The following is a 12,082-nucleotide window of genomic DNA, read 5'->3' as shown; positions in this document are numbered from 1 at the left end:
CATTGATTATTTCCCTTGTCCCCCTGCCCCTCTGCGCCTCTGCTTCCTATTCTCCACTCCCCCGTTCCAAGCGTTTTTGCCATTCAGCGTCAATTTGTGCAGAACGTTCAACTTCCTGGTCGAGTAAGTCAGTTTCGCTAGAATATACTAAATCTTCGCTACCAATGACTTTTTCTGTTGCAAATTGTTGAGCATAGTCGATTTTTTGTTGCAAAGGTGCATCAGGACTTGCCAATATTCTTGCTCTGGAAAGGCGATCGCGGTTGCGATCAACAATCTTCCGATTACGCCACCGAATCCAGAAATAACGCAATAACGGTATGGCTAAAAAACCTGCTCCGTAAGCCAATAGCAGCCAATAAATTCCTTGGACAAAAGCTACCAGTCCACCTAATTGGGCGGCAACAGTGCCACCTTTCAACAAACTTCCCAGTACTAAAGCACCAACAAAATTTAGTATACCTAACCCAGCACTGAGCATAATTTGCCCGGAACTTGCGGCGCTAAAACGCCAGGGAAATTCCTCCAAGTGATCTGATATTGCATAACGGCGCTTTTTAACTGCACTCACCTGCAACTCTGGAAAATAATAAACAATTTGACCTTCTGGACTTACCTCCGGTTGCCCATTAAATCGCGTCAGAACGGGCAGCATATAATCTTCGTACTCTCTTGTGTATCCCTGGCCAATGTCATCCAAATATGGAGCAATTTGTTCCGCTACCACTGCGCCACGGTTAATCTGAATCACCGTAGCAATTTCTTGCCAACGACGTTCTTCTAAGTTGGCGTTAGGATTACCATCGCCAAACAAAAACGAAAATACAGCTTCAAAGAAATTCAGATTGCTTTGTTCACGGTTTTCACGTCGCCGTTCTTGGTTGTGGGCGTCATAATTTGGGCTAAGATACCAGAATATATTGGGAAAATAGAAGAACCCCCCACCGCCATAATTACTGCCCCGATTGTCCCCGTTACGGTCTGAATTGATAGAGGTAGTAATAATGTAGATGGCAATAATTATCAGGGTGATGGAAACAATTAAGAAAATTAAAAAAGAAGTGCGAATTAGGTAAAATAGAACATTCCAGACTTTTTTCCACCATTCCTGCAATCGTAAACGCAAGTATTTATTACGCAAAATTGCTCGAAAATTTTGTGGGAAAAGGAAAACCATATCACCTGAATCCGCTACCTGCAAATGTCCGCCAGCATCAGATGCCAGGGCTAACAAGCTTTGATTAGCTTCAGCGACGTTCAATCCTGCCTGAGTTGCCACATCACCAACGGTGACACGGTAGCCCAGTTGTTCCACAGCTTGCATGATGGTGGGACTGGGAGCCATTGCTCTCCTCTCCTGTTGAAAATTATTCCCTTTTCTTAAGTATAAAGTTTTATTTTGAGCGACTTGGCAGGGATAGGGGTAACAATTCAAAATTCAAAATTGTACCCTCACAGGCAAGCAAGCTAGCAAGAGCGTCTGGTAGAGAAGAGAGTTTCAGACTCTTATTTAAACTCCGAGTGTAGCTTGCTTAAGGCAGGGTAACTGAGCAAAGTTGGAGGGACTAAACTTTTCTGAGCTACGTGTTGACGTTCGGTCTTAAACCCTTTAATTGATGATAAATCAACAAATTACCTGACACGCAACATGCTATAATTATTTGCCTCAGCTTGGTTAAACAGCAAATTTTCTGCTCAAATATGGTTCAATACACTCTCGCTCAAAGCCCAGAAATTATCCTTACTGTTTCTGGAAAAGATTCAGCCAAAGCCCGTGATAAAGCAATGGATCAGTTAATGGAACTGATGGATGCAGGTAAGCTACCCACGGAACTGGAAGAAGGATTTGGCCCTCAACAATTAATTGAGGTTAAAGAGTCAACTATTGATACTGCTAGTGGTGAGGATACGATTACACAAGCTGTCCAGGTTCTGAGTAACCTGGCGACGCTCAAGCTGAAAGTTCAGGAGTCACGAGCGGAAGCGTTGGAAATTCGCAAAGCTGTTGATGTTCTGTTCACCGATGAGTCGGTGACTGAAGAGGAAATTACTCGACTTAAGGAAGGTTTTAAAGTTCTCAAAAATTTTGCCCAAGCTAATGTGCGTTACCAGGAAGCGCGGGCTAAAGCAGAACAGGCTCGGCAGACTCTGGATCAAGCTCTCAAATCGCCTGACAAGTAACATTTACAAAATTAGATGCATTGAGACACATCTTAAAAATGCCATTAAATACTCTAAAAGACAGGCTGTTATGCCTGTCTTTTAGATTAACTGGGGCGCTAGGATTCGAACCCAGGGATGGCGAGACCAAAACCCGCTGCCTTACCACTTGGCGACGCCCCAACGACTTCACTGTAGTTAATATAGCATTTAGTCCTGGGTTAATGTCAAGTACTTTAATAGTTGATTTCAGATAATGGGTTTTTACAGCAGGACATTGATTGGTCGCAATCCTTGCATTTAGCCTCTTTCATCACTTTGGGGTGAACCATTGCATCTTCGTGCTTAAGGGATAAAATTCTGCGATCGCGATTCCTTGGCATCTAAAATCTGCTTCACTTGATGATCAACGCCTTACAAGTCAGTCTCACCCTATTTATTTTTCTTTAATCCCCAGTCTCGTGAAGGAAGACTGCTGCAATGCGACTTGATGATAGTAGTTGCTTGCTAGCCAGCCATATAAAGAGTGGAATGGTCTTAGCATAGCGTCCGCAAAGTCGGCGCGGTTCTTGAATCCATCGATACAGCCATTCCAGTCCTAAGTCTCGAACTATCCGGGGTGCCCGCTTGTGAATTCCTGCATAAACTGGGAAAACTCCACCCAGTCCAATCATTACAGCTTGTATCTTGCCCTTATGTTGGGCTATCCAATTTTCTTGTTTGGGACATCCCAGAGACACTAAGACGGCGCTAGCACCACTAGAGTTAATCTTTTGAACCAAGGCTTCGTCTTCAGTTTCAGTCAGCGGACGAAAGGGTAGAGGTTCCATCGCCGCAATCTTTATCTGCGGAAATTCCTGCTCTAACTTTTTTTGCATCCGAGAAAGAATTTCTGTTTGGGAACCGACAAAGAAAATGCTCAGATTTTGTGTTTGAGTTAACTGACACAAGGCGAGAAAAATATCCATCCCTGCCACACGTTCTTGGTAAAGCACTCCCATTTTTCGCATCATCCAGACTAGAGGCATACCATCAGGAGTAACTATATCTGCATTTCTCAATACGGTGGCAAACTCTGGATTCCAATGAGCTTCAATCAGCATGTGTACATTGGCTACATATACAGTTTTACTCTCATGCCTACTCCCCCACTTAACTATTGTTTGTATCTGATCGTCAAACCGTAAAGCAGTAATAGGAAAATCAAGCACTTTTTTAGTAGGTAGAAGCACTCTCGCCACCATCAATAACTCCTGTATCCAAGAAAAAAATTCATAGATTACCTAGACCAATCCGAATATTGAATAATTAAGATTGGATGACTCCTGACTTTTTGTAGGCTTGTGTGATTGTTGGAAGTTAACACGTGGAGGTGGAATTACCTTTTTAGTATACTTTTGGCTTAATCGGTAAGACTAGAATTATTTGCTGCTGTGTCCTAGCTTACTGTTTTAAGCTAAGGATTTCAGACGCTGCTTGACAAAATTCATACTTCCTTCATAATTAATTTTTGATTCGTTCATCCAAGCATTATAATTGCGATAAATTCCTATAGCTATGCTATATATTAAGTAGTATATAATACCTAAAATACTGAAATTCTAAAGTAGAATACCAGCCACTTAGGAATAAGAATTAAATAACATACAATTTATCTCCCTTGCTTACTCACCCTCAATCCCTCTCCTTTATAAGGAGAGGGATTGAGGGTGAGGTTTTGCGTTTTATTTAATCCACGTTCCTTAGTCTGCCGATTTTGATACGTAAGTATGCGCTTAAGAGGTTTAATTAAAGTTAGTATATTTTAAAGAATGGCTAATAATTTTTTCTTATGATTTCCAAATTTATTACAGATTTAATTTAGTCTCTGGATTGAAAAATCCCTAAATTTTATTTTTTTCTGAAATAAAAGCCCAAAAAATAAGGGAAAGATAAATTCATCTTTCCCCACTCTCTCGTTTTTGTTATTGTCTTGTTTGTTACTTTCCTTGAGTCTTTGGCGTAACATTTGCCTTTGTTTTTTCAGTTGACGCTTCCTAGCAGAACCGCCTCTACCTTTATCATTTCTGCCTTCTTTGCGGGGAGATTCCCATCTTTTCAGGCGCATAAGTTTTTAGCCTCTCTAAGACTTGTTTGGTAGTGGGCAGGAGGAGAATCGAACTCCTATGACCGTAAGGCCGCCACATTTTGAGTGTGGTGCGTCTACCAATTCCGCCACCCGCCCTTATATCTAACCTTTAACTATTATACTCTAATTAAATGATTTTGTAACAAGTCTGAAAATTATTTATCAAAGTTTTGCTGGTAATCAATAACAGTTTTAAGAATTCTCCGGCTTAAAGGCGTGGCAGTGTCAATAAACTAGGGTCAATATCCTCTAGTTTGGCACAGCCGCTAAGTGCCATTCCCACATTTAATTCATCTTGTAATAGTGAGATGACATGAGATACACCGATTTGTCCTGCTACCGCTAGTCCCCACAAAATAGGTCGTCCGATTAGTACTGCTTTTGCTCCTAATGCCAGAGCTTTGAGAATGTCTGTGCCCCTACGAATACCTCCATCCAAGACCACTTCTACTTTACCATCTACTGCGGCGACTATTTCAGCTAGGGCATCTAAAGAAGCGATCGCACCATCGAGTTGTCTGCCACCATGATTAGAAACAACAATTGCTTTGGCTCCATATTCTACAGCCCGCACAGCATCATCTGGGTGTAAAACTCCTTTGATCACTAAAGGTAGCCCAGATAAAGACTGCAACCATTCCAAATCGTCCCAAGTGACTGCTGGGTTTAGCTGTTGGGCAAAATAGGTAAATAACCCAGACTCGCCTTTTTCATGGGAAATATCTAGCCCGCAGATGCTAGCAAGATTAGCCAGATGTAAGTCTTGAGGTAAGGCAAACTCATTACGTTTATCTCTTTCGCGCTGTCCGAGAACAGGTGCATCTACAGTTAGACAAAGTGCTTTGTAGCCTGCTTTATAGGCTTTTTCTACCAAAGCACGAGTTAATCCCCGGTCTTTATGGATGTAAAGCTGGAACCATCGCAGAGAATCTGGAAACTGATTACATGCAGTCGCCACTTCTTCAATGCTCTTTGTTGCCATTGTACTTAACACCATACCCACACCAGCCGATGCAGCAGCTAGGGCCGTGGCGACTTCTCCGTCTGGATGGGCTAGACATTGAAAAGCCATCGGTGCAATTAACAAAGGTAGTTGCAGGGGTTGTCCTAAAATGGAGGTAGTTAGATTGCGATCGCTCACATCGACTAATATCCGAGGTCGCAGCTTGACTCGCTCAAAGGCAGCACGATTATCTCGCAATGTGATTTCGTCCCAAGCACCACTGCTATAGTAATCAAGTGTCGTTTGAGACAGATATTCTTTTGCTAGCTTTTCGTACTCAAAAAGGTTGATGGGTTGAAAGCGATCGTCATTGGATAAGTAGGTAGACATAATTAAATGTAAGATAAAACTTTTGTTCGTTGTCAGCGATTTATCGCTCTGCATAAGATTTTAAATGGCTAGAGCCGCTGACTACGATTATTCATTGTCAAGGCTTTCAAATGGATTTGTAGCATAGTTGTATTTATTTCTACTCACTTAGTTAGCGATCGCTCAAATGAGTTATATACCGAGGTGTTGCTTAAACAGCATAAAGATTGCGATCAAAAAAAAGACCCCTGCTTTGCACCAGAGGTCTTTTCGTTTCAGAACGTTGTAAAATTCATTAGCAAGGTAAAACGCTGATATGGTTAATTTAGTGGCTGTTATGCCATGAATACAAAAATAACAACCCAATTGCCAATCCCATACTGAGCATTATTGTTAATTTTGTACCTAAAATGCGTAGGCGCAGCCCGCCGCAGGCATCGCCAATATTTAGGTGCAGAGCTAGAAATATAATGCTGCGACCAAAACTTGATCATCTACAAGGTTTTAGGAGAACTTTTCCCAGGATTGGGCAACTAATTGGCTTAACCAGCGACGTTGTTGCTGATCCAGCAGTGGATCATCCGCTAGCAACTGAGCGGTTAATTCTTCCAAAGATTGACCCTGAGCGCGGACAATTTTAATTACTCCAGCGATCGCACTGGCAACTAGTTCTTCATCAATCGGCTGTTGTCGCAGGGCAATAATTTCTTGGGGACTGTCTGGAATGGGATAATTCATGGCGTGGGTTTACAGAAATACAAAATGAACAATAAATTTGACAAACTCTTAAAATTTCTTCACTGAATCTTTATGAAACTAATAGGGCGGAGTTTACCTTACTTTGTGCCTTAAGAAAATCTGTCTTAGTGAGTAGATTGATGGGAGATGTCAGGAAAAGATGAAAGAAATCCTTTATTTAGAAGTTCCAACTCCAGATATAGCAACTGTGCGTAACTGGTTACAAACAGATTTTGAACCCGGAAATGGAGAAAAAGTGCTTACCTCGGAAGGCTTTCGCCTCAAAATACCCACTGCAACTACAACTGCTGGGGTGGCTATTTCCGAAAACTTGCCTGCGGAACTTTCAGTATTTGTCTGGTCGGTGCAACGAACGACTTATCTAAAAGTATTTCGTTGGACAGAACAACCCTTTCCCAGTGAGGGACAAATCCTACAACGTCTGACTAAGGAAATCAGAAGCCGTTTTCCGCATCATTACCCAGAACCGCCAGCAATTGATTTATCCCAGCAATCGATTTTTGCAGCCCTAGGCTCTGTTTACCCCCTCACCGTCAAATATTTTCAGAAAATGCCCAACGGTGAATATGATCTAACGCGTGCCTACTGGTGGGAACAACGATGGCGCGAAGGAGTACGGAATCCGCAGCAGCCGCGTCAAGTGGTGTTTTCTAGTCAAGGGGATTGGGGACTGGGGACTGGGGACTGGGGAAAAGAAAATCCTAATCCCCAGTACGACATTATTTATATCGGTGGCGCATTAGGCGCGATTCATGCAGCGCTGATGGCGAAACTGGGATATAAAGTCTTGCTGGTGGAACGAATGCCCTTTGGACGGATGAATCGAGAATGGAATATTTCCCGCGATGAGATTCAAAGCTTGGTTAACCTGGGTTTAGTCACCCCCGCTGAGTTAGAAACCATCATTGCCAGGGAATACAAAGATGGATTCAATAAGTTTTTTGATGCTAATAATCCAGTCAAACTGCGATCGCCCATCCTGCACACACCCACAGTCCTAAATTTAGGCTTAGATTCCGAAAAATGGCTGCAAATGTGTGGGCAAAAATTGCAAGCGGCAGGCGGTGATATCTGGGATGAAACAGAATTTATCCGTGCAGATATTGATATATCACAAGTCATTTTGAAAGTCAAGCACTTACCTAGTCAAATTGAAAAACAAGTAAGTGGACGACTGCTAATAGATGCAATGGGAACTGCATCCCCCATAGCGTGGCAATTAAATGGTGGTCGTGCCTTTGATAGTGTCTGTCCGACGGTGGGAGCAGCAATTGAGAGCGGATTTGAGCCGGGGGTATGGGATTCCCAATATGGAGACGTTCTTTACAGTCATGGGGATATTTCGCGGGGAAGGCAGTTGATTTGGGAATTGTTTCCCGCAGCAGATGATGAACTGACGATTTATTTATTTCATTACCACGAAGTCAATGCTGAAAATCCCGGTTCCTTGCTAGAGATGTACGAGGACTTTTTCACGATTTTGCCAGAGTATCGCCGGTGCGATATGGACAAATTGGTGTGGAAAAAGCCGACATTTGGGTATATACCGGGGCATTTTAGTGTGGGAAGTAGCGATCGCACAGTTGCCTTTGATCGATTGATTGCGATCGGTGATGCCGCATCACTCCAGTCTCCCCTGGTTTTCACCGGTTTTGGTTCCCTAGTTCGCAACTTAGAGCGCTTAACAACGCTGTTGGATACTGCTCTCAAACATGACTTGTTGAGTTTTCGACACTTGAACCAAATTCGCGCCTACCAAAGCAATGTTTCAGTAACTTGGCTATTTTCCAAAGGGATGATGGTGCCCACAGGGAAATTTTTACCACCCCAACGGATTAACTCCATGCTCAATACCTTTTTTGGGCTGTTAGCCGACGAACCGCTAGAGGTGGCAGATAACTTCATCAAAGATCGGTGTGATTGGTTAACCTTTAACCGCCTAGCACTGAAAGCAGCTAGGAAAAATCCTGCCTTACTTTTATGGATTTGGGAACTTGCTGGCCCTAGAGATTTAGTGCGATGGCTTGGTAGTTATTTCAACTTCGGTCGTCATGCCCTGGTTAGCGCTTTACTAAGTCCGTGGTTTGGGCGCTTCTTGAATCGGGTAGGTTTTTGGCTGGAACCCCGGAATCCCGGCTTGTGGCTGTGGCTGTTGGCAATTAATTATGCGATCGCCACAGGCAAACCGCGATCGCGCAGTCAGGTAGCAAAAACCAACCCAGAAGCGATAATTCCGAAGTCAGAAGCAAGGATTCTCAATTAGTCATTAGTTATTAGTATTAGACATTTGTCTAATACTAATAACTATTTATCCTTGGGGCGAAAATTCGGCAGTTCCACAGATGCCAATGACTTACGCCCCTTGGGTGGACGCTGGGGATAAACCACTGGTGAAGGTGAATTGGCATCATTGGTGTTATCACCTGATGACTCTGGGGACAAATCAGTTGCTGACAATTCCAACTGCGTCAATTGTGAAACTTCTGACCAATAGTCTTCAGTTTCTCCAACAGGCGTTTCGGTGTCAGGTGGAGTGGAGGAAACCAGTAAGTTATTGGCTGGTGAAAGCACAGAATCCGTCGTCGAAAAAGTAGAGGTAGTTGCAGGAGGATTAATTTCTGCTTCCAACTGTTCCTCATCGTCTTCTAAGATTGTTGCTAAAGTCTCCCAAATAGGGGTATCACTTACATCCGTTTTCGCAGCAGGGGGTGGTGATGGAGATGCAGGTTGGGAGGTGAAAAACATTTGAATTAGACTATCTAATTGCTGATCTAAATTTGATGAACCCAAAGGTGAAACAGCTTCCGCTGTATCTGGGGAATCGTCAACTTCTGGAGATGGCGCGGGTTGTGTTGGTGTTGGCGTGTCTTTCTTAACTGTCCAGTTCCAAGGAGATGATGGCGTGGAAGTGGCTTCATTTCTTTGGAATGGGATTGGTGCTGAAGGTTCGCCCCAAGAATTATCTAGATCGTTACTCAAGGATTCTTCTTCTGCTGACCAAGGTTTAATTGGCTGTGCGTTAGGAAACAAAGACCGAGCTTTTCTAGAGAATCTTCCTTGGCTACTAGTTATGTCTTTAGGATGTTTTGCAGCATCCTCTAAGGAGTCATAGCTAGGAACAGATGTATCTAGACATTTTTCCAGAGCTGCTTTGAATTGTAGCGTCTGGCGTTGTTGTCGCATCAGTCTAGTACGTAACTCCCGACAAGCATTTTCTGATTGCAATAGCTGCTGAGACTGTTCGTTGTTGTTAGTGTGTAGCAACGTGCATTCTCGCTCTAATTGGGCAAGGCGTTGTTGGCTAATTTGGAGCTGTGCTTTATGAGTATCAATGAAAATTTCTTGGCGTTGAACAGTTTGTACGGCAGTTTCTAATTGTTGAAATAGAGATTTTATCTGTTCTTGAGCGGCAGCCAGTTCCTGAGTATGTTGATTTAGCATCGACTCACTAACGCTAGAACGCGTTTTCTGCCACTGCAAAACCTTTTCTGACTCAGCTAGGTTGTCTTTTAGGTGCTCCACTTGTTCATACAAGTTATTGTTAGCGGCACGTAATTCTTCGTTCAATGCCAGCAGGTTCTGAAATTCCGAGTCAATAAGTGCTTGTTTGCCGCTTTCAGGCTCTGCAACCCAGTCCTGCTGGGTGGTATCTTGTGAAAATTGTGTATCTTCAGCTGGCATAAGGAGTGGCAGTTGTCTAACTGCCATACTGTCATTAGGCACAACTGAGTAAAAGGGACAACTCGCCTCCTCTGATTGTGGCGAATTAGCAGAATTTAGGGATTCCATCACAGCCCCCTTGTTTGAGGTGTTAGCTTCATTCATCACTCTTGACTCACCTGCTTAAAAATATTCAGCAGTGCTGGCATTAGCATTGCTTATCAACTGTGTCTAATCAGGGTTTGCTCTAGAAGCTAAGTTTAACTCTCTCTAAGCACCAGCAATTAATTATCAATTGGTGTTCCCCATCTTGTATCTAGACTGATGCCGTTATAACACTATGATGCTCTTCCCCGTCAAGAAGAGGCGCAAGGGGAACTCGGGCCGCGTTTAGGAATAGGAGGCAAAGAGGAGAAACCCGATACTTAAAAACTAAACTGGATTGGCTGATGAAGTTTTTATATATGAAAAAACTGCCTAACCATACAGTTTATTTTTCATAATCGCATCTATCTTAAGATTGAAGTTAGAAAATCTTTTATCTAGTATATTTTTACACTCTATCCTTTATAACTTAGGATCAATATCACCATAAGCATCTACTATTCGACAATAATTTTCTAATCTTGGGCGATCGCAAACATTTTTCTCAACTTGAAACTTTTGTAGTATATTTGTAATATAAAAGTATTGAACTAAATAATCTAACTTACCAATCAGTTTACGTGCTGCATCGCTCGGAAGCGAATACAAGCTGTAAATATTAGACAAAAAGCTAAAAATACCAATAGCCAAAGTTTTTTTAAATACTTAAAAAATGGTTTTATATTACAGCCAGTATTTATATATATTTTGGGACGTTTAGCCGTCTGATATAAGCTAATTTAAAAGTTCTTATAGCGGTTCTCGCTTAAGTGATGTACAAGAACCCCACCCCCAACCCCCTCCCCGCAAGCGAGGAGGGGGCTATGATGTACCTTGTATGATCAGGAAACGCTATATGTATACTAAACCTATAGTTTTTATAAAATATATTTTGTTTGTTTTAAAGAGGTAAAATATGAGTATTTTTAAAGTCGAAGTTGTCAAAATCAACAGTATTAATCCTCATCCCAATGCGGATAGGTTAGACATTGCCTCTATTGAAGGTATGGGGTATCAAGTAATTATAGTCAAAGGTAACTTTCACCCTGGAGATTTAGCTTTTTACTTTCCTATTGATAGTGTTATTCCAGAAAACTTTTTAGATAAGTTTGGTATTCGTAACTACTACTCAAAAAAACTGCGTGCTGCCAAACTTCGGGGAATTTTTTCTGAGGGTTTGCTTATTCCCGTTGGTAATAACTTTATGGGAAATGTCGGAGACGACTACACGGAGTATTTTGGTGTAACAAAGTACGAATATCCAATTCCTCAAGGGATGAGCGGGGAAGTAGAAAATTTTATTGGACATTACAAATTCCCCAGTCCAGAAAACCTGAAACGTTACAAAAACATCCTAATTGAAGGTGAAGAAGTTGTTGTAACAGAGAAGTTGCACGGAACTAACTTCACTGTTTTAGTTGATGCTGATGGCACAACTAAAATTGGCAGCCATAATTACTTCTGGAAAAACAGCGAAGTAAACAAAATATTAGTTTATATTCGTGCTTACAACGAAAATGAAGCTTTCCAGAAACTTCCACCAGAAACTCAGATTTTTGGGGAAATCTACGGCGTACAAGATATCAAATATGGCTTGAATAATGGCAAGATTGGAATTGCTATATTTGCTGTGCGTCGCGGCAGTTATTTTCTCAATTACAACGATTTTATGGCTTTTTGCGAGGAATTTGCTTTGCCGAGAGTACCTGTGCTTTATATCGGTGCTTACACTTGGGAAGCGGTGTCTCAGTTCAATAATGCCAATAGTGTAGTCAGTCCTAATTGCATCATGGAAGGCGTTATTGTGCAACCACTCATTGAGAAAACGCATCCAGAAATAGGTAGAGTAGTCTTAAAGTTGATTAGCGATCGCTATCTGCTCCGTAAGGATGGAACCGAACTCCATTAGGTTCAACTCG

The 12,082-nt window shown here is 42.2% G+C and carries 9 protein-coding genes and 2 tRNA genes; 3 read left to right on the top strand and 8 right to left on the bottom strand.

Annotation, left to right across the window (positions count from 1 at the left end):
• Positions 1-46: 46 nt before the first annotated feature.
• Positions 47-1,345 carry a hypothetical protein gene (locus V7K62_RS01955; protein ID WP_334861131.1) on the bottom strand — a complete coding sequence of 433 codons (1,299 nt, stop codon included), beginning with the start codon at positions 1,343-1,345 and terminating at the stop codon, positions 47-49.
• A 356-nt stretch (positions 1,346-1,701) separates the two neighbouring features.
• On the opposite strand from V7K62_RS01955, the gene V7K62_RS01950 reads away from it, so the two are divergent.
• The gene (locus V7K62_RS01950; protein ID WP_322678601.1) at positions 1,702-2,181 is read left to right on the top strand and encodes a hypothetical protein; all 480 of its coding nucleotides are present in this window, start codon (positions 1,702-1,704) and stop codon (positions 2,179-2,181) included.
• A gap of 90 nt (positions 2,182-2,271) precedes the next feature.
• Here the strand turns inward: V7K62_RS01950 and V7K62_RS01945 are convergent.
• The 5 genes from V7K62_RS01945 to V7K62_RS01925 all read right to left on the bottom strand — a co-directional run bounded on the left by V7K62_RS01945 (position 2,272) and on the right by V7K62_RS01925 (position 6,338).
• Positions 2,272-2,343 (bottom strand) — tRNA-Gln (locus tag V7K62_RS01945).
• A 263-nt stretch (positions 2,344-2,606) separates the two neighbouring features.
• Positions 2,607-3,404, bottom strand: a complete 798-nt coding sequence (locus V7K62_RS01940) for a WecB/TagA/CpsF family glycosyltransferase (RefSeq protein ID WP_334861128.1) — start codon at positions 3,402-3,404, stop codon at positions 2,607-2,609.
• A gap of 896 nt (positions 3,405-4,300) precedes the next feature.
• Positions 4,301-4,384 (bottom strand) — tRNA-Leu (locus V7K62_RS01935).
• Positions 4,385-4,496: 112 nt separating this feature from the next.
• Positions 4,497-5,621, bottom strand: a complete 1,125-nt coding sequence (locus V7K62_RS01930) for an alpha-hydroxy acid oxidase (protein ID WP_334861126.1) — start codon at positions 5,619-5,621, stop codon at positions 4,497-4,499.
• A gap of 483 nt (positions 5,622-6,104) precedes the next feature.
• A complete protein-coding gene (locus V7K62_RS01925) occupies positions 6,105-6,338 on the bottom strand; it encodes a hypothetical protein (RefSeq protein WP_094349603.1) in 234 nt (77 codons plus the stop codon).
• A 160-nt stretch (positions 6,339-6,498) separates the two neighbouring features.
• On the opposite strand from V7K62_RS01925, the gene V7K62_RS01920 reads away from it, so the two are divergent.
• Positions 6,499-8,622, top strand: a complete 2,124-nt coding sequence (locus V7K62_RS01920; RefSeq protein WP_334861124.1) for an NAD(P)/FAD-dependent oxidoreductase — start codon at positions 6,499-6,501, stop codon at positions 8,620-8,622.
• 41 nt (positions 8,623-8,663) lie between these two features.
• Here the strand turns inward: V7K62_RS01920 and V7K62_RS01915 are convergent, their stop codons facing one another.
• Complete coding sequence (locus V7K62_RS01915) at positions 8,664-10,184, bottom strand: hypothetical protein (RefSeq protein WP_334861122.1); 1,521 nt, start codon at positions 10,182-10,184, stop codon at positions 8,664-8,666.
• A 402-nt stretch (positions 10,185-10,586) separates the two neighbouring features.
• Positions 10,587-10,814, bottom strand: coding sequence for a hypothetical protein (locus tag V7K62_RS01910; protein ID WP_334861120.1), 228 nt, complete (start codon positions 10,812-10,814; stop codon positions 10,587-10,589).
• A gap of 265 nt (positions 10,815-11,079) precedes the next feature.
• Here V7K62_RS01910 and V7K62_RS01905 point away from each other — a divergent pair, with 265 nt between their 5' ends.
• On the top strand, positions 11,080-12,072 hold the full coding sequence (locus tag V7K62_RS01905; protein WP_334861118.1) for an RNA ligase (ATP): 993 nt from the start codon (positions 11,080-11,082) through the stop codon (positions 12,070-12,072).
• The last annotated feature ends 10 nt before the right edge of the window (positions 12,073-12,082 follow it).

The organism is Nostoc sp., assembly GCF_036917935.1.
In the GTDB taxonomy this organism is placed as follows: Bacteria; Cyanobacteriota; Cyanobacteriia; order Cyanobacteriales; family Nostocaceae; genus Nostoc.
This window is presented reverse-complemented; position numbering and strand designations above follow the sequence as displayed.

Excerpts from the sequence above, each read along its gene's own strand:
- V7K62_RS01955 (WP_334861131.1), bottom strand. The coding sequence starts at position 1,345 with ATGGCTCCCAGTCCCACCATCATGCAAGCTGTGGAACAACTGGGCTAC.
- V7K62_RS01950 (WP_322678601.1), top strand. The coding sequence starts at position 1,702 with ATGGTTCAATACACTCTCGCTCAAAGCCCAGAAATTATCCTTACTGTT.
- V7K62_RS01940 (WP_334861128.1), bottom strand. The coding sequence starts at position 3,404 with ATGGTGGCGAGAGTGCTTCTACCTACTAAAAAAGTGCTTGATTTTCCT.
- V7K62_RS01930 (WP_334861126.1), bottom strand. The coding sequence starts at position 5,621 with ATGTCTACCTACTTATCCAATGACGATCGCTTTCAACCCATCAACCTT.
- V7K62_RS01925 (WP_094349603.1), bottom strand. The coding sequence starts at position 6,338 with ATGAATTATCCCATTCCAGACAGTCCCCAAGAAATTATTGCCCTGCGA.
- V7K62_RS01920 (WP_334861124.1), top strand. The coding sequence starts at position 6,499 with ATGAAAGAAATCCTTTATTTAGAAGTTCCAACTCCAGATATAGCAACT.
- V7K62_RS01915 (WP_334861122.1), bottom strand. The coding sequence starts at position 10,184 with ATGAATGAAGCTAACACCTCAAACAAGGGGGCTGTGATGGAATCCCTA.
- V7K62_RS01905 (WP_334861118.1), top strand. The coding sequence starts at position 11,080 with ATGAGTATTTTTAAAGTCGAAGTTGTCAAAATCAACAGTATTAATCCT.